Source organism: Neorhizobium sp. SOG26 (assembly GCF_003491345.1).
In the GTDB taxonomy this organism is placed as follows: Bacteria; Pseudomonadota; Alphaproteobacteria; order Rhizobiales; family Rhizobiaceae; genus Neorhizobium; species Neorhizobium turbinariae.
In genome coordinates this window covers 285,058-302,580 of sequence record NZ_CP025513.1, presented here as the reverse complement: position 1 = coordinate 302,580, position 17,523 = coordinate 285,058, and the positions used below count along the sequence as shown (strand labels likewise).

At 57.9% G+C, this 17,523-nt stretch carries 16 protein-coding genes; 7 read left to right on the top strand and 9 right to left on the bottom strand.

Annotated elements, in window-relative coordinates; translation table 11 throughout:
- Nucleotides 1-3 precede the first annotated feature (3 nt).
- Nucleotides 4-1,344: an HlyD family type I secretion periplasmic adaptor subunit gene (locus CYG48_RS17985; protein ID WP_118851953.1), complete on the top strand. Its 1,341-nt coding sequence runs from the start codon at nt 4-6 to the stop codon at nt 1,342-1,344.
- A 256-nt stretch (nt 1,345-1,600) separates the two neighbouring features.
- On the opposite strand, the gene CYG48_RS17980 is transcribed toward CYG48_RS17985, so the two are convergent.
- From CYG48_RS17980 to CYG48_RS17970, 3 genes are all read right to left on the bottom strand, one after another.
- A complete protein-coding gene (locus tag CYG48_RS17980; protein WP_118851952.1) occupies nt 1,601-2,839 on the bottom strand; it encodes a glycosyltransferase family 4 protein in 1,239 nt (412 codons plus the stop codon).
- Nucleotides 2,840-2,960: 121 nt separating this feature from the next.
- Entirely contained in the window at nt 2,961-4,469 is a 1,509-nt protein-coding gene (locus CYG48_RS17975) for a hypothetical protein (RefSeq protein ID WP_245450635.1), read from the bottom strand.
- Nucleotides 4,470-4,631: 162 nt separating this feature from the next.
- Entirely contained in the window at nt 4,632-5,765 is a 1,134-nt protein-coding gene (locus CYG48_RS17970) for a glycosyltransferase (RefSeq protein WP_118851951.1), read from the bottom strand.
- 301 nt (nt 5,766-6,066) lie between these two features.
- On the opposite strand from CYG48_RS17970, the gene CYG48_RS17965 reads away from it, so the two are divergent.
- From CYG48_RS17965 to CYG48_RS17955, 3 genes are all read left to right on the top strand, one after another.
- Nucleotides 6,067-7,098, top strand: a complete 1,032-nt coding sequence (locus CYG48_RS17965; RefSeq protein ID WP_118851950.1) for a glycosyltransferase family 2 protein — start codon at nt 6,067-6,069, stop codon at nt 7,096-7,098.
- Nucleotides 7,025-7,510 (top strand): GtrA family protein, encoded by a 486-nt coding sequence (locus CYG48_RS22940; RefSeq protein ID WP_118851949.1) that lies wholly within the window; start codon nt 7,025-7,027, stop codon nt 7,508-7,510. Before CYG48_RS17965 ends, CYG48_RS22940 begins: the two co-directional genes overlap by 74 nt.
- Nucleotides 7,511-7,575: 65 nt before the next feature.
- On the top strand, nt 7,576-8,835 hold the full coding sequence (locus tag CYG48_RS17955) for a glycosyltransferase family 87 protein (protein WP_245450634.1): 1,260 nt from the start codon (nt 7,576-7,578) through the stop codon (nt 8,833-8,835).
- A gap of 78 nt (nt 8,836-8,913) precedes the next feature.
- Here CYG48_RS17955 and CYG48_RS17950 read toward each other — a convergent pair whose 3' ends face one another.
- Nucleotides 8,914-10,032 (bottom strand): hypothetical protein, encoded by a 1,119-nt coding sequence (locus CYG48_RS17950; RefSeq protein ID WP_150132734.1) that lies wholly within the window; start codon nt 10,030-10,032, stop codon nt 8,914-8,916.
- Between the two features lie 141 nt (nt 10,033-10,173).
- Between CYG48_RS17950 and CYG48_RS17945 the strand changes: the two genes are divergently transcribed.
- Both CYG48_RS17945 and CYG48_RS17940 read left to right on the top strand, forming a co-directional pair.
- Entirely contained in the window at nt 10,174-11,829 is a 1,656-nt protein-coding gene (locus tag CYG48_RS17945) for a glycosyltransferase family 39 protein (protein WP_118851946.1), read from the top strand.
- 51 nt (nt 11,830-11,880) lie between these two features.
- Nucleotides 11,881-13,386: an O-antigen ligase family protein gene (locus CYG48_RS17940; protein WP_118851945.1), complete on the top strand. Its 1,506-nt coding sequence runs from the start codon at nt 11,881-11,883 to the stop codon at nt 13,384-13,386.
- Nucleotides 13,387-13,394: 8 nt separating this feature from the next.
- On the opposite strand, the gene CYG48_RS22935 is transcribed toward CYG48_RS17940, so the two are convergent.
- From CYG48_RS22935 to CYG48_RS17925, 4 genes are all read right to left on the bottom strand, one after another.
- Nucleotides 13,395-13,823 (bottom strand): transposase, encoded by a 429-nt coding sequence (locus CYG48_RS22935; protein WP_445304372.1) that lies wholly within the window; start codon nt 13,821-13,823, stop codon nt 13,395-13,397.
- A 67-nt stretch (nt 13,824-13,890) separates the two neighbouring features.
- Nucleotides 13,891-14,088 carry a transposase gene (locus CYG48_RS22930; RefSeq protein WP_445304363.1) on the bottom strand — a complete coding sequence of 66 codons (198 nt, stop codon included), beginning with the start codon at nt 14,086-14,088 and terminating at the stop codon, nt 13,891-13,893.
- A 212-nt stretch (nt 14,089-14,300) separates the two neighbouring features.
- Nucleotides 14,301-14,639: a VanZ family protein gene (locus tag CYG48_RS17930; protein WP_245450591.1), complete on the bottom strand. Its 339-nt coding sequence runs from the start codon at nt 14,637-14,639 to the stop codon at nt 14,301-14,303.
- Nucleotides 14,640-14,778: 139 nt separating this feature from the next.
- Nucleotides 14,779-15,831, bottom strand: a complete 1,053-nt coding sequence (locus tag CYG48_RS17925; RefSeq protein WP_245450590.1) for a glycosyltransferase — start codon at nt 15,829-15,831, stop codon at nt 14,779-14,781.
- Between CYG48_RS17925 and CYG48_RS17920 the strand changes: the two genes are divergently transcribed.
- Nucleotides 15,818-17,251 carry a glycosyltransferase gene (locus CYG48_RS17920; protein ID WP_245450589.1) on the top strand — a complete coding sequence of 478 codons (1,434 nt, stop codon included), beginning with the start codon at nt 15,818-15,820 and terminating at the stop codon, nt 17,249-17,251. The genes CYG48_RS17925 and CYG48_RS17920 overlap by 14 nt on opposite strands.
- Nucleotides 17,252-17,277: 26 nt before the next feature.
- On the opposite strand, the gene CYG48_RS17915 is transcribed toward CYG48_RS17920, so the two are convergent.
- Nucleotides 17,278-17,475, bottom strand: a complete 198-nt coding sequence (locus tag CYG48_RS17915; RefSeq protein WP_118851942.1) for a hypothetical protein — start codon at nt 17,473-17,475, stop codon at nt 17,278-17,280.
- Nucleotides 17,476-17,523: the final 48 nt, after the last annotated feature.

The following is a 17,523-nucleotide window of genomic DNA, read 5'->3' as shown; positions in this document are numbered from 1 at the left end:
AGCATGTCTCAAGAAGCAAAGGTTCACGACCTCGAATGGTATGCGGAGGTTCCGCGGTCCGTCTGGAAGCAGACGCTGGCTGGTCTTACCCTCACCGTGTTCGCATTTGGCGGCTTCGGCACCTGGGCCGCGACAGCGCCCTTGGCAGCCGCCGTCATTGCTCAGGGAAGCTTCGTCGCGACCGGCCGAAACAAGATCGTCCAGCATTTCGAAGGCGGTATAATTCGGGAGCTGCTGGTGAAGGAAGGCGACCAGGTCGCGGAGAACCAGCCGGTTGTCCGGCTCGATGAAACCGCAGCGCTGGCGAAGAAGCGGGAGTATTTTCTCCGGCGCATCAGGCTCGAGGCGACGGCTGCACGTCTTGCCGCTCAAGCAGATGGCGCGGAGACGATGGCCGTACCCCCGTATTTCGATGAATTCAAGGATGATCCGGACGTTTCAGCCATACTGCTGACCCAGCAATTGAACTTCAAAGCTCAGAGAGCGAAGCTGAAGGGTGAGATCGCGCTTCTCACGCAGAACAACAAGGCGCTGGAGTTTCGAAGCGAAGGCTATGTGCGTCACCGCCAGGCCATCACGACGCAGCTTCTGCTGCTGCAAGACGAGTACGATACTAAACGCGCCCTCCTCGCCAAAGGCCTCCTGCGTGCTACCGAAGTGAAGTCGCTGCAGCGGGCCATTGCCGATGCGGAAGGACAAATCGGCAGGCTCGGATCGGAAATTGCGGAAACAGGAGCGCAATTGCTGAAGAGCCAGCAGGAGATTACCCGCGCCGAGGACGCATGTCGCGAGGAGGCGCTTGATCGGCTGCAATCGATACAAGGCGAGCGGGATGCCGCGCGGGAGCAATCTCGCGAGGCGGACGATGTGCTTCGTCGTACGACAATCCTTGCACCAGTTTCGGGAACTGTCGTTCGCACATATTACCATACAACAGGCGGCGTGATCGAAAGCGGCAAGGGGATCATGGAAATCCTGCCTGCGGCGGCTCCGTTGATCGTCGAGGCGAAGGTGCCGCGTACAGAAATCGACAACGTGAAGGTGGGGCAACAAGCGACGGTGCGCCTGACAGCCCTGAACCAGCGCACGACCCCCGTTCTTACGGGCGAGGTTTTCTACGTCTCGGCCGATGCTCTGGAAGACAGCAAGGCAGGTCCCGCAAATCAGGACGTCTACCTTGCTCGGATTCAGGTCACGCCGGAGGAGATCGCGCGGGTGAGGGGTTTCACGCCGCAGCCGGGCATGCCGGCCGAGATCATGATACAGACCGCGCTGAGGACGTTCTTCAGCTATCTGGCGAAACCTGTGACCGACAGCATGTCGAGAGCCTTCTCTGAGCGCTGAACACGCAAGTCCATTGGTGGACTTGACATTTCAGGTAAATTTACCATGCAAAAAGAAGAGGCTCGATCGTTTTTCCCGTTCGAGCCTCCATCAGACTGTTTGACTTAAGTAGTATTAACTATTGCTTGTATTGATTCAACTCAATCAAACGAATTAGTCGCTACGGAAGCGCTTTCACATGACTAGACATCCGTCTCCATCTTTGGATGCAGCAGCGACGAAAAGCGAACGGGAGTTTGAAAAAGCGACGGGTTGGTTACCATAAGAGGGCGGAGTAAAGCATGGTGCCCCAGGACAAGGAGCGATTGAAGAATCTTTCGCGGCCCTCTGTCACCTTGGCCCGCAGCTGCTGCAGCTTCTGAACATCCGCCGCCAGGGATTTTAATGACGCTTCCAATGCTTCGGTGTCGTCTGCAGGAAATTCCAGGCATCCATCGACGACCAGTTCTTTCGCCGGGACAACCGAACTCAAGATCGTCGGTACGCCGTGGACAGCTGCCTCCAACACCACCAGGGCAAGACCTTCAGGAAATTCGCTCCGGGTCGGGCAGACGAGGACGTCCGTTTCCGCAAGCTGCTGATGAACATCTTCCGCGTTGAGACGCCCGAGCAGTCGGATACGATCGCCATAACGGGAGGAGGTTGCCCGTCGCCGTAATTCATCCTCCGCCTCACCGGAACCAGCGAAGGAGAGCGTCGTATCGGGATGCCGATCGGCAATTCCCTCGAACGCTTCCAGAAGATCAAACACCCCTTTCTCGGCCTGTAGTCGCCCCAGAAATAGAATGGTTCTCAGCTGGCCGTCACGAGGCGCGGAGGCAAGAAACCTGGCAAGAACTTGTGGAACCTCCGTGTACAATCGCTGACCGTCCTTTCCGCTAAGCTCGATTACCTGCCGCCTCGTTTCTTCGGATGTACAGACACCGGCCGTAACACGTCGTAAGCCGGAGCTTTCGATCCTGCGCTTCAAGCGCTGCTTCCAGGAAAGCGATTTTCTGCCCATCGCCCAGAAATTGTTATGTGCCGTCAAGATGATCTTCGTGCTGCGGGGGATCGACGACATGATCCACCAAGGCGTGTCGGTTCCGACGAGCACCACATGAGGCTCGTAAGACTGCAACTCGCGAACCACCCGTCGGCTGAACGCGAAATTGGCTCTGCAATAGGAGAGCCTGCCGACGGGCCGAGGCCGAGGGATGCTGACGAAGCGGAATCGAGGGTCACGGTTCTCGGGGATGTTCGTCGGTTCTGCAATCAGCAAGGCAATCGCCTGGAGCTTGTCGATGAGCGTGTAGAACATTGTGGAATATGCGACAACCGGCACCCGCGGATCGAAGCTTCCGCTGATCCAGTGATCGAATGTGCCGGCGACATCACCGGGGCCTGCCAAAAAAGCGATACGAGGCGTTTGGCTGGGCTGGAGTCCAAGATGCTCCCTGAACTTGCGCGCCGCGTCTTCCGGAACCACTACAAAATCGGAAATGCTTTCACTCATTTCTATCCCCGTGGTTCGTCTTGTGGGACGGTTGGTCGGCGAAGTTGCGAGAGTCTGGTTCCTGTCTCGGATGGCGTCTGCGGGCTTCGAGAGATTGAAGATCTTACGTGCGGTCGGGTAATCAGTATCGAGCGGTCAACATATCCTGTACGGCCTGCCACTTTGGATGGCTCGCCGTTTCGTTCTCTAGCAGTCCCCAACTTCCCCATTTGTCCGGGCTGCTCATCGAGGAGAACAGGGCGTAGAGTTCACCGCCCGCGCCCCACCAGTTTTCCAGATGGCGCCGGTAGAGACCACCCATCCGGCGATCCCTATTGGCGGCGATGAAAAGAGCCGTTAGCTTCTCGTTGTTTTCGGCCCCGGGTTGCCCCACAAGGTGTTGCCCACCTTCGTAGGCGTGGAGCTTGAGGCCGTATTGCCTGGCAACGGCTGCTTGCTCCTGGATCATCGACTTGTTTTCTGCTTCCACTTCCCGTTCGAGCTCCAGAAAGAGCCGGTCAAGCGACCATTTCGCGACTTCATCGGCGCGCTCGGGAGAGCCGAGGCTTCCGCCGAAGTAGGGTGCGATCGCGAGCACATCCGCATGCTGCGCAACGCCTTTCCAGGAAAGGATCGTGGTGCTCGTCCAGGCGTTGGCCGCTTGTGCGGCGTAGACGCCGATAATCCGTTGCCGGTCAGCTGCGAAAACGTTCTCCCATATGCTGAGCACTTCCGTAGTCCGCTGGGCATAATAAAGAAGCTGAGCTTCGTAGTCGCTATCCGACAGCCCGAGAGATAGTCCGTGTTCACGCGCGTGGTCAGCTTGGCCGAACATGGTGTTCCAGACCTCGTTGGAATACTCGACATGCACTGCGAGATCCGGATCGAGATCCTGTTTTACCTGCTCGGCAAAACGCGCAACAAACTCGTTGCTGCACAAATGAGGCATGGTGAACCACGGTTCACTTCGAACCTGGTTGCACAGCTCGATCATATCTTCGAGCGGGACGCCGCGCTCTGACCTACCGAATTGCCCCCGCGTCTGCCGGTCTTTCCAATGAATGACGGTGGAATCATTCGTCGCCATCCAGTCCATGAAGCGCAGCGCCGACATCCCCTTCAAGCGCTGCAAAAACGGCTTTCGGAATGTCGGCTCGTTCAACTGGCCGCGTACGTGGATCCTGATGTTGCGGATGGGATCAGCGTGATCTGTTTCTTTGAGCCGTGCAGTAAAAGGTGCGTCGTTGCGCAGATTGCGGACATCGTCACGTCCAGCCGCACGCGATTCAAACTCAGCGCCTTCTGCGTAATGGAGCTTTCCCCTGCCATCGTAAAATACCGACAGTTGAACCGGTAGCACCCTCCGTTCCGGAGAAAAAATCAGAAAGCTCTCGAGATGGGAGTGCGGTGGTATTTCCCTTGGATAGCCATCGGGCGTCATGGGTGGAAGGGGTGCGTTCCAGGTGAATGGATCATTGCCCACCTGCAAACGCCATCGTGAGGCATTGTGCGCCAGGTTGGAGAACACATACTCCGTCGCCCAGTAGCTCATGCCGGTAAGGTTGAGCGCCAACCGTTTGCCGGTTCGAGCTTCTGCTGCTGACGTCGCAGACGCCATGAACAACGGCGTAAATGTTCCCGCGCCGGCCATCAGCTGCACGACTTTTCGTCGTGTCAGTGGCGATGTCTTGCCTATACACGTCATTGCAGCCCTGTCCTGTGCCGACCCGAAACCCCACTTCATCGAAGAGCAGCGGGCGCGCAGAAACAAGGAGCCCTTAAGATGGTGGAGATCGTCTGAATGTAGTAGGCATCAGGCTTTCGTTACATTGCGTGGCGAACGTTGTTCAACTTCCCTGAGCAGATCAATCCAAGCCAGCGTAGTGGAGGAAAGATCGAAAGCCTCAGCCCGCTGACGGGACAGTTGCTGTAGACGACGCCTCACTTGCTCGTTCGACAGAACCTTCTCCAGCCCGTCTGCAAGACGGTCAGCGTTTTCCGGTTCGACTAGAACGCCGTACTTGCCCCCTTCCAATAGCTCCGCGGGGCCGGAGGGGCAGTCCGCGGCGACGACCGCAGCACCGCAAGCGAACGCTTCTGCGATGACCAAAGGGAGCCCCTCGAAACGCGATGACAGGCAGAAGACACTACTGCGGGCGATGAATCGAAATGGGTTCTCCTGGAAGCCCAGGAAGTGGACGCTGCCTCCTACGCCATGGTTCAACGCCTGCTCCTGCAAGGCATCGCGCAGAGGGCCGGTCCCTAAGATGACAAGTTGATGTGCGACGCCCCGTCCAAGCAAAGTGGCGTGAGCAGAAACGAGATAATCCAGGCCCTTCTGGTGATCGAGACGTGCCGCGGCAAGGACGACCGAGCCGTTAAAAATGGCCTCGTATTGCTGTGGAAGCGGGGCTTGAGCCTTCCGGCGGACGTGGTCGAGTGCAATTCCATTGTAGATCGTCCGGATTTTTCCGTTGGTAGCCGGTACCAAGCTTTCGAACGCGTCCGCTGCTCCTTTCGAGCAGGCTACGATGACATCGGCGCGTGAGTAGCTCTGCAACACGAGGCGCTGCCGCCAGCTGACGGCTTTGGAGAAGCGTGTCCAATCGTTGTGGACCCAGAGCAGCAGGGGCTTCCGATGGACTTTCGCCGAAATTAGGCTCGTAAATGCGGCGCGACCTTCATTGGCCCCGATGATGATATCAGCGTCTTTGGCCTCTTTGACATGCCCCACAAGGTCCGACACCAGGTCGCGCCGGCGATAGGGGCCCTCATGCTGGTACGTGACGTGAAGGGTAGGATCGACGGCATCGATCAGGTCGCCCCACCGCTCATGCACGAACAGCCGCGCTTCGATGTCACTGCGGTTCAACCGTGCCGCGAGCCCGATCGCCATCCTTTCCGCCCCGCCACCGTTGAGATTGGGAATAGCCATGAGCACGCGCATTCCTGATGTCTCCCGTAGCCGCTCTCTGTCCGCCTAGTATGACAGCCACACTCACAGCCTGTGCGAGAGTATAGGCCGGCGCCGGGATAGCTATTTAGCCTTTTGGATGGAGGAGCTCGTTCAACGCCTCGCGCGTCGGACGGACAACCTCCAGCTTCTGCACAAACGTTGGTCCGCGCCAGACCGTCCACGGCCGGTTGCGGGCGTCCCAATAGTATTAGTCGGTTAACCAAAAAGCTGAGTCGCTCTTTCGAGCACCTCCCGGCATCGTTGAGGACCATCGGAACGGGTGAGTAGATCGATGAACTTCCAATCTATTGTGGGACCACCAAAGCTTGAGCTATCGGTAGTGATCCCCTGCTTCAATGAATCCGGCAATCTCCTCGAGCTTCATCGGAGACTGACCGACGTATGTGCGGCAGTCACCCAGGATTACGAGATTCTACTGGTGAACGACGGATCCCATGACGAGACCTGGGACGTGATTTCGCGCCTGCACAAGATCGACCCTCACGTCGTGGCGGTCAACCTTTCCAGGAATTACGGGCACCAGATCGCGCTTTCCGCCGGGTTGTCACATTGCTGCGGCGACCGGGTTCTGATCATCGATGCCGACCTGCAAGATCCGCCGGAGCTTCTGTCCCAGATGATGAAGATCATGAGTGCCGGGGCGGATGTGGTGTATGGTGTCCGTACCGAGCGACTGGGGGAAAGCTGGTTCAAGCGATTGACTGCATCCTTGTTCTACCGATTGCTTGCAAAGGTCGTGGACGTGCAGATTCCCGTTGATACAGGAGACTTCCGCCTCATCAGCCGTCGCGCGCTCGACGTCCTTCTCAGCATGCCGGAACACAACCGGTTCATACGCGGAATGGTCAGCTGGATCGGTTTCAGGCAGGTACCCATCGCCTACCAAAGGCAGCCCCGCTTTGCCGGAGAGACGAAATATCCGCTCTCGCGAATGTTACGTTTTGCGGCAGACGCAATCACCGGTTTCTCCACTCTGCCGTTGAGAACGGCCACCTACTTCGGGTTCGTATCGGGGTTCTTCGCGTTTGCCAGCCTGATCTACACCATCGGAAGCTGGCTCATGGGGAATGCGATCACAGGCTGGACCAGCCTCATGTCTGTGGTCCTATTACTGGGCGCAGCGCAACTGCTCGTGATCGGCATCGTCGGCGAGTATCTCGGGCGCCTTTATATGGAGGCGAAGCGACGCCCGCTCTACGTGGTGCAAGACCTGCTTGGTCACGAGACGAATGGCAGTTTTTCCCATTTCGAACGGACCGATTTTGGGCGTGATATCAACTTGGTCTCCGGGAACCCGAGTTAGCTGCAGGCTTTTGACGTTGAAACACGCTATCAGACTAACATTGTTCGCGGCCGTCGGCCTGCTAAACACGCTCGCCGACTTCACGATCTTCTTCCTGTTGCTCAGCTATTCTCCGTTGCCGGCGTCAGCGTGCAACATTGTTTCCTACGCCTCGGGTATCGCTCTAAGCTACGTGATCAACAGGCACCTGACGTTCCGAGACAGGCAGACGCATCGTGTCGTAGGCCCGATCATCTTCCTAGCAACAGGTCTCGTCGGGCTCGCCATAAATACCCTGGTTGTCGTCCTATCACTTCCGTTTGTGGGCACGGTTTCGGCGAAGATCGCAGCCACGCTCGTAACGTTCGCCTGGAACTATTCGGTCTCAAACCTGATCGTTTTTACGGAAACGAGCCGAAGTCCGAGATCATAGATTCAGCTTGCACCACCGCGGCGCCACCCGCCCGGCGGAAAGCGGCGCAAGGAGTCGGCTTGAAGATGCTTAAGATCACCGTCCCCCCAATCCAAAAGGGCTCCCTGTTCTCGATTGCGGACGCGCTATCTCCCCTGGCCGCACTGCTCGGAATTTCATCGTTCATTGGCGTAGCCGTGATCGGCTTCGGTAAAAGCGGCTCCTGGATGAGCGATTTCAACTGGTACTATGCCGGAGGCACCTGCTTGCTAAGCGGCGGCAACATGTACGACCTAGAGTGCTTCGGTCCGCTCATAAAGGAGCTTTCCGGCGTCGAGGCTTTGGCTGGCCTTCCTTATCCGCCACATTTCGCGCCGTTCGCAGCCGTGGTCGCTATTCCGTCGCTCTCGGTATCGTCGATCTTGTTCGTCTTTATCAACATCGCCGTCTCCATGGCGCTGGCATTCGTGGTTGTCGAAACCGAGCGCCGTGTTTGCGGGTCAGACAGCCGTGACGTCGGACTGAACCACTTCTGGGCAATCGCGCTCGTGCTTGGAAGTTCCGGAGTTTGGGGAGTCGTTTGGCTAGGACAAATCTCGCTCTTGATCGCCCTGTTTGTCTGGGTTGCCTTCCGCTTCCTAGACCGTTGCAATACTGTTCTTGCGGGGGTATTGCTTGCGATAGTTTCGGTTAAGCCGCAGATGGCGGCGCTGCTTTTCTTCTGGTTACTCCTTCACGGTCAATGGAAGGTGCTTGCCGTTGCCGCCGCCGCCGCTGGTTTCCTGAGCGCCTACGCCTTCGCTAAAGTCGGTCTTGCCCCATCCATCACGGGATGGATCACTGCTCTTGCGGCCTACCAGCACTATCCGGAGAACATGCTGGGCAGCGGCACGATCATGGGCTTGCCCAGTTTAGTCGCGCTGTATGGCGTCGATATTCCTCTACCCGTGGCGACAGCGATTGGCGCACTGGCGTTGGTCTATCTGCGGGTCTTCAGCAAGGCCTCTCCCTTCGCGCCAATGGCACTGGGTACCATTCTGCTCGTGCAGATGATGGTGTTCTCGCGTCCGATCGACATTGCCTTCATCCTCCCTGTATTTGCTCTCTTTTGGCCCAGTCGGCATTCGCATCCTATCCAACTTCTGTTTTTCGTGGTCATGATGGCGCTCATCTGTTTTCCACAACAGGTCGTGGCCAGGGCGTTCCCGTTTCCTGAAGCATCGCACTTCCGGACATTGCCTGTCGCCGTGTTGACCGTGTTGTTTTTTCGCCAGATGCTGCTGGGCGCGAGCCGTTGGGAATATTGGAGCGCGACCAGCAGACTGCAGCCGCGCCCGGATGTCTAATATCGCTCTGGAATGAAAATCAGGAGTGACAGGTCGGCCGCGGTCAACACGCTGTTGCGTCGGACTTGAAGAGCGCCGTCATAGCGATGGCTTCGGCAGCGCCTTCCAATAAGGATCCGGCCACACAAAGGGATTGCCCCCGAACTCGGGATAGGATTTTGCGAAGAATAACTGGCACGGCTGGACTTCGTGCGGTTCGCGATTCATCGTCCAGTAGGTCCTGCAAATCTTTTCGGAGATGACGCGCCGACATTCCTTCATGTCTAGGGCTCTGGTCTTGTTCTTCGCCGCGAGATCCTGTGCTACTTTCCATGCGATCTTCTGCAACGGTGCCACGAGCGCACGGGGAACGGTTGGAGGGGCCGCTGCGCCCTCGGGCGACTGATTGTATATCGTCGCATAGTGTACGGCCGAGACGAGATATATCCCCGCATCGGTCAGATGGACGTCATCCCTAAAAATGGATCTGAGTTTCTGCTCATCAGTTCCCCTCACGCCAGGCAGATCACCAGCAAGGGCGAGTTGCACCAGCTCAACCAGGGCAGTACCTGCCGGCACCGTAGAAAGCCTCGCCGGGCGATCCTCCGCCTCCAACGTCAGCTTCACCTTCTCCGTGATGCATTGCCAAGCGGCGGCAGAGTTCGTTTCGTGCTCGATCCAGATCCCTGGATTGCTCGTGTCGATTTGCAGCCATGTGTGGACGTAGAAGGTCTTTCCGTTCGGATTTCCATCAAGCAGGCGGTCGTGGATATGGCGAAGATATCCGATCGCGTTCTCCCAGACGATGGAGCCCAGCGAACCGTGATTTTCTGCAACCACCAGTGCATCATAGGGACGCCCCGTCTTCACATGTGTCGGCTTCCGCAGTTCCATGGCTACGTTCATCCCGTCACCGTGGCGGTTTTTCCCATAGGAGTACCCATCCCATCCTGAGCTTTCCGCGTTGTCGCCCCGGGTGCGGACCCTCAATGGCGATCCGAGGACGATTTGCTCTTCCCAAGCCAGGGTCTTGCCCTTGCTCCTGGCGATCAGTTCCACCCAATCAGGCATGGGGTTGTCGATCAGGCTGTGACCCGTGAAGAGGACCTGCGCGAAGTTCTGTGGCTTCCCGTCCTGCGCCTGCGCCGCGTGTGACGCAAGGCACACCAACACCATTCCCATCGTGCAGCTTCGCAAACTCATCAAGGTAACAGTCACGGCCTTCTCCGTCGGCTCTCTTCAGATGAGGAAAGACTACAGGCCAGAAGACCTAGCGACGACATGCTCAAAAGGTGTACGTTCGGATGTGGCTATCCATCAAAAAGCATAAATGGGCAGAAGCGGCGCTGACGGGCTAGGATGACGCAGAACCTGTGGGGGCTGCGGATGCTGAAGCGCGCATATGATATCGGACCGATTTCGATCATCAACCGTATGACATCGGGTCGAGGGCTAGGAACATCGATGGGACGCAATCGACCCGCGGTCGCTGGAAGAACTGCGACATCACTGGAGGATGGCGCGAGCCAACATCTCGCCCTCATCATCCTCGTCGGGTTGCTCTTGGCGGGCGCCATCCTCAGGATCGCCAACCTGCTCCTCGAAGCGTCACTGTGGGAAGATGAGATATTCTCGGTCGCGCTTGCCGAAAGTCCGCTGGCTGACCTGTTCCTGACGGGATTGCGCTTCGACACGCATCCACCACTCTATTACGTGCAGCTGCATTTCTGGGGCGCAATAGCAAACAGCGACCGCTGGTATATCCTCAATTCGACGCTTCTGAGTATCGTCTCTGTCGTGGTCATCTTCGAATGCTGTAGGCGCATCTATGACGAGAGGGTTGGGCTCTGGGCGGCCGCGATACAGTCCCTGATGCCGCTGCAGCTGTTTTTTGCCGAGAATGTTCGCATGTATCCGATGTTCGCGATCCTGGCGATCACGCTTTGGTACGTGCTTCAGACGATCGTACGCCACGGCGCCAGCTCAAGGGCCAGACTTTTTGCGGTGGCCTGCCTTGGTGTCGCGACGACACTTACGCATGGGCTCGGCTTCTTCGTGACTTTCTTTATTTTCCTTCATGCCCTCATCCAGTTCTACGGCCAGACGTCCCGCAGAAACGCTATATTTCTCGTGGGGTCCTATGTGCCGGTTGCACTTACGGCGATTTACCCGCTGGTAATTGGTGCCATCAGGCGAACAGAGGGGATAGCGGTTTTCGATGTCCCGACCATCGGTATCCATCTGACGATGACCCTTCTGGGGCCAGAGTTTCCATGGCCGACGGTTGCCGGCCTTGTTGCACTTCCGCTGCTGGTGTTCGTTCCCCTCGTCGAACCTCGCGCTCGAATGCTTTGCGGCATGCTCGTCTTGCTGCCTCTGTTCACGCTGTTTGGAATCTCGGTGCTCTTCAAGCCCGTCTTTATCTATCGGACAATCGGCCTTTTCCTCCCCTTCCTCGCGATAGCCATGGCTCTCTGCGCCGACACGGCGTTCCGCAGAAAAGCGAGGATGCCCCGTGTCTGGATCTCCGCGATGATCCTCACGATGCTCGCAGGAGGAGTAAACTACACGATAAACTTCGAGAAGCGCGGCTATCGAGAGATCGTGACCGAACTGAAAACTGCGTCCTCTGAGAACGACGTTATTCTGGCCGGAAGCCCCTCGGTGTTCTGGGCCGTTACCCGATACCTCGATGGTGACCACACCAGACGCAGTGCTCTTGAGGTTCAGCCGCCCGTTCGCGACGGTATGCTGCGCGTGAAGCAAAAGCTTGAGGATTTGGGTGCGACGAGCCTCGGGCTGTTCGGCCAAACGGACCACATCCGGATTGCCGATCGCACCGTCTACCCGTTTTTCGCTGGAGAGCCGGCGTCTAAACTGCCGGCGTTCTGGGTGCTCAATCCTGCGGAAGGCGGGTGTGCCTCAATAGGCGAGGACGGCTCCCGCTATCATGTCGTGAATGAGATTTCGGCTTCGAGTCAGCGGGCAATCCAGTGTCGAAGGTCCGGGCTCTGATCCCCGTCAACGCGACTGCCGCTTTCCGTGGTACAGGGCAAGGGTCTCACGATGCCTGAATATGCGCGAGCGCTGATCTACATCCTGGGGCTCTCGATTCCTGTCTTCTTCGTCGCCGAGAAAATTGCCGGGCCGCTCGTCGACAAGGACGAATTCCGTCGGTGGCGGAATTGCTGGATCGCCACGACCTTTGCAACCTTTCTGTCGAGCAGCTTCCTGGCGTTCGTTGCCATGATCCTGTTGGTGAGCGTCTATATCCATCGTTGCGCCAAGCAGCCGATCTTTTTCTACATCATATTGATGTTTGTCGCGCCATGCGTGTCGATGGGGCTTGGAATACCCGGCGTCTTCAACTCTATCATCGAACTCAACCCGCCGAAACTGCTCGCGCTACTCATCCTCCTGCCCATTGCCCACCACCTGTGGATGGACGCCAAGAACCGCCAGGCCACGTTCCTGGATACATGTATCGTGTCGTACTACGTCCTGCTTTCTGCGCTGTCCTGGCGCTATGGGCTGAGCTCGGTCCTCCGGGGGATGCTCGGCTATTTTACAGTGATCCTGCTTCCGTATTTCGTGTTCAGCCGCGGGATCCGATCGGCCAAAGATCTGAACAGGGCGCTTCTTGCGTTCGCAGTCGCGGCAATGCCGCTTGCTGCGGTGGGAGCCTTCGAAATGCGGAAGGGATGGCGCCTCTACAATCAGGTCGTCCAGCAATGGGAAGTCATCGTAGCCACACCGTATCTTCTCCGAGACAGCATGCTGCGCGCCTCCGCCACGGCCATAGAGCCAATCGCGTTTGGGTTTGCGTGCATGGCGGGCATCGGCTGCCTCATGACCCTCAGGACGAGGCTCAGTTTCTCCAAATGGACTTACGTAGGACTGGGTATTCTGTTGGTCGGGCTGATGTCCAGCCTCTCACGAGGCCCCTGGCTGGGCTCTGCGGTTTTCGCCTTTGTGGCGCTTGCGGCTTATCCCAAGACTGCCTTGAAGGTCTTAGTTTGCGCCATGCCGCTGGTTGCCGGCGCGGCTTATGCTTGGCCGGCGCGATTCAGCCGCTTTATCGACCTCCTTCCATTCATCGGCTCCAGCGATCCGGGAAGCGAAGCCTATAGGTCCGACCTTCTGGCAAATGCATTGATCGTCATCCAGCGGTACCCCTTCTTCGGCTCTCTGACATTTCTGGAGGAGCCGGAGATGCAAAGGATGATTCAGGGGCAGGGGATCATCGACGTCGTCAACTCGTATCTGCAGATCGCCCTGGAGTTTGGCCTTGTCGGATTGTTTCTCTTCGTCATCTTTTTCTTGACACTGGGCGCCTCACTCTTCACCAGGGCGGCAAGCCCGACGTCACACGAGCCAAGCATCAACTACGCGGGTCTCTTTGCTCTGCTGGTAGCCATGTTGTTCACGATCGTGACGGTCAGCAGCGTATCGGTCATTCCGTCCATCTACTGGGCATTCGCGGGGATTTGCGCAGCTTTGCCGAGGCTGCGCAGAGAGGTTATTCGTACTCCCGCTCTCGAAATGCGGGTCCTGAGCGGCTTCCGGCAATAGCCGATGCGCTAGGTAGTGGGCTCATAAATACGCATCCACAGTCTTGCCGAGGCGAGAGCGACTGCAGCAAGGAAGTTAGCAGCGAGCTTGTCGTAGCGGGTGGTGAGCCTTCTGAAGTGTTCAGTTTGCAGAAGAAGCGTTCGACAAGATTGCGCGGATGGTAGAGGCTTGGGTCGACTGACCTTTGGACCCTGCGGTCGCGCTGGGTTGGGATGTGGGCCTCGCCGCCGCGTTGTCGAACGAGGTCGATTAGGGTGCTGCCAGTCGTAACCACGATTGGCGATGACGACAGACGCCGAAGGAAGCCCTTCGAGTAGGCAGGGCGCGGCGGCCTTGTCAGAAGCCTGCCCCTGCGTCAACCCGAGCCGAACCGGCAAGCGCCGTTCGTCGACCACAACATGAAGCTTGGTGGTCAATCCTCCACGAGAGCGGCCGATGGCGTGATCGGGGCCCCCTTTTTACCACCGGCGGCGTGTTGGTGGGCGCGCACGATGGAGGAATCGATCAACTACATTGACCGGGGCGTGTGGCTGCGAGCGCCTCAAAGACCCGCAGCCACACGCCCGCCTTGGCCCACCAGTTATAGCGATTGTAGGCCGTCGTGTAAGGGCCGTATCGCTCCGGAAGGTCACGCCACGGTGAGCCGGTTCGCAAGATATAGAAGATCGCGTTCAGAACGCGCCTATCATCCGCCCGCGCCACGCCACGGGTTTATTGGGAAGAAGCGGCGCCATCAGCACCCATTCCCGATCAGTAAGGTCGAACCGTGCCATGCAAAAACCTCCCTCGAAGTTTGAATCGTGAACGGTCCTCACAAGGAACCCCTTTTATGAGTACATACCCTAGCACCACTGCTTCAGTGGATCGAAGTTCCACGTCAACCATCAGAGCAGCATGGAGAGCTGGCGGTACCGCTATTGCGATAATCGGAGGCGCCGTGTCCTCACCAGATGGTTTAGCGCCCAGCCAATGCCGACACCGAGTACGGCTCCGCTTGCCTTCACAACGGCATCATTGAAATGAGCATGACGTGACGGCGAAAGAAGCTGCATAGCTTCGATCAACCCCGCGCAAGCGATCAGCGTCACGGCCAAGAGCGGAATACGTCTTGGATAGGCAACAGCGAAGAGCATCGCCATAACGGCAAACGCCAGTACCCGGTTTATTTCCACGGGCAAGAGATCATGTGGTCTGAATTCGATGGGGGCGACCGTCACGAAGACGATCAACGCCAAAGCGGCCCACGCCAGCAATTTGAATATCCTTATTATCACCATTTAAACCAATTGTAGGTGCTGCGATGAGTTGGGCCCGGCACGCAATCTTCTTCGCCAAGAGCGTCACGAAACGTTTCGAAATCATCAGAGGCCGCCTGATGCAATGAACGCGGCTTCACCCCAAGCGGCAGGGCTGATCCAGTGCCGGAAGAGGCTCTTTGTATTCGATAAGTATCTGGTGACGGCCGAGTAGTCGATTGAGGTGGAACTGGACGATCCCCTGAAACTCCGGAAATTTACCCGCCACCGCAAACGCGGCCTGTTGCCACCGTATGGGATCTTCTGCCGTCGCGCGTCTCGCAAGACGGATCACTTGGAGCGGGTAGATTGCGAGGAGAGCGAGGCTTGCCGGGTGCAGGGCGCAGCCGCCGACGGCGATGAAAGGGATCAATCCGCCCCAGACAACGCTGCGTCTGACATTTCGACTCCAGATCCGGAACGGCGATCGACTGTGGAGGCTGGAGACCTGTGCATAAGCATGTCCGCAACGGACGCTTCTGCGCCACCACTGGCTAAAGCGGGTGATCGCGGCATCGTGCCGCGTCATCTCCACCGGAAGCCGCCAGATCTTCCAGCCTGCGGTTCGCAGCCGGACGCACAGTTCCGGTTCTTCCCCACCGATCAGATCATCCAGGTAGCCGCCGACATCCTTCAGGGCACTCGTTCTGATCAGCACGTCACCGCCGCATTCGATAGCTTCACCCGCCGGGCCGTCCCACTCGCGGTCGCACAGGGTATTGTAGATGGTTACATTTGGGTAGATCTCGCGGCGACGGCCGAAGACCAGTGCTAGATCCGGATGGGCTGCCAAAAATGTAGCCGCTTCATCAAGCCATTTCGGATCCAGCCGGCAATCCCCATCCACGAACTGGACGAACTCCGTCTCCGGCCGGATCTGCATCAAAGCATGAAAGCCGGTATTGCGCGCGCGCGCAGCAGTGAACGGCGTCGTCATGTCCAGACAAACTACCCTCGCGCAAAGCGATGTGGCAGCGTCGACGCTTCCGTCAGACGAACCGGAGTCCACATAGACGACATGGCGGCTGTGATCCTTGACGGATCGCAGGCAGTTGAGCAGACGCTTCCCTTCGTTTCTGCCGATGACCACGATGCCGATGCCGGCAGAGCTACCGTCTTTCCGTGAGGCAGGCATTTTGAGAGCATCCATTGCGTTACCTCGATGCGGTCATTCGAAATCCGGCATTACTGAAGGTCGCCGGGCCAGCCGGATAGTCCTTTTTCTCTGCCATACCTGTAAACTTACCCCTTTGGTGGAAGCGGCTTCGCCCGCGATGTCTGTTTGTGGAACTGAGCGGGTGGCGACTCATGGCTTATACTTGGATGGCAGAACGACACTGCCGAACAGGAGAGCCGCCAGGGAGATGCGTATCGCGTATTTCACCAATCAATATCCAGCACCGAGCCACACGTTCATCCGGCGTGAAATCACGGCTTTGGAAGAGAGGGGACATAGCATTCGGCGATATGCCGTGCGTCCTTTCAAAGGCGAACTGAAAAACCCTGAGGATCTCCGGGAGGCGGCCAACACCCGTCAGCTGTTGAAAACCGCACCCGGCTCTGCCGCTCTCAGCTTAATCCGCGTGCTATGCATGCGCCCCGCGTCATTCTTTCGAGCCGCCGCAAGCGCTTTCTCTTTCGGAAGAGGTTCAGAGGGACGGCTCCTCGTCCACCTTGCCTATCTCGCGGAGGCTGCCATTCTTGCCGACTGGTGCCTGCGAGAGAAGATTGAGCATCTGCATGTGCACTTCGGCACCAATCCCGCCACGGTCGCCGTGTTTGCACATCAGATCTGTGGCGTGCGCTTCAGCTTCACCGTCCACGGCCCGGAGGAGTTCGATCGCCCCGAGGCGCTCAGCCTTTACGAGAAGATCCGAGTGTCCTCGTTTGTCGTGGCCGTCAGCTCATATGGCCGCAGTCAGTTGATGCGCTGGGCCAAGTCGGCGGACTGGAAAAAGATCTGCGTTGTCCGCTGTGGCCTCGATGAGCAGTATCTTCGGGATCGGACGGTATCCTCGGCAACGGGGAAACGCCTCGTATGCATTGCCCGACTATCGGAGCAGAAAGGCCATCTGCTCCTGGTGCAGGCGGCGGCACAGCTGAAAGCGGAGAACCTGGATTTTGAACTTGTTCTGGTTGGCGACGGGCCGCTGCGTTTGGAAATCGAAGAGCAGGTGAAACATCTCGGACTTAGCGATACGGTGAAACTGACGGGAACGCTTTCTCAGGACGATGTGCGGGCTGAAATTCTGAAGGCGAAGGCGCTTGTTCTGCCGAGCTTCGCAGAGGGCCTGCCGGTTGTCCTCATGGAGAGCCTCGCGCTGAGCCGACCGGTGATCGCTACCTATATCGCGGGAATTCCGGAGCTCGTTCGGCCGGATAACGGCTGGCTGGTGCCGGCAGGCGATGTTGAGGCTTTGGTCGGAGCGATGCGGGAGGCACTTCTCGCCAGCGACATGGAACTGCTGAGGAAGGGGGATGCGGGTCGCCGCCTCGCGCTCGAAAAGCACAATGTCTCGAACTCGGCAGCCGTGATCGAGAGGCTGATGGCGCAGGCGGACCCAGCCTGAAAGTGTCGCATGGCTCAGACCCTCTGTCAGGCTCTCATCATAGCAGCCTGCGATGTCTTTCGGCCACTCTCGATCAGCGCCTTGGTGTAGCCCTCGCGAGGAGCGAGGAAGGTTTGTTCCGCGTCGCCCTGCTCGATGATCTCGCCGCGCTTCATGACGATCGTGCGTTGACAGATCTGGCGGATAACCGAGTCATGCGAAATGAAGACATAGGTCAGGTTCAACTCGGCGCAATTGCTGCAGGAACTCGAGTACCTGTGCCTGAACGGAGA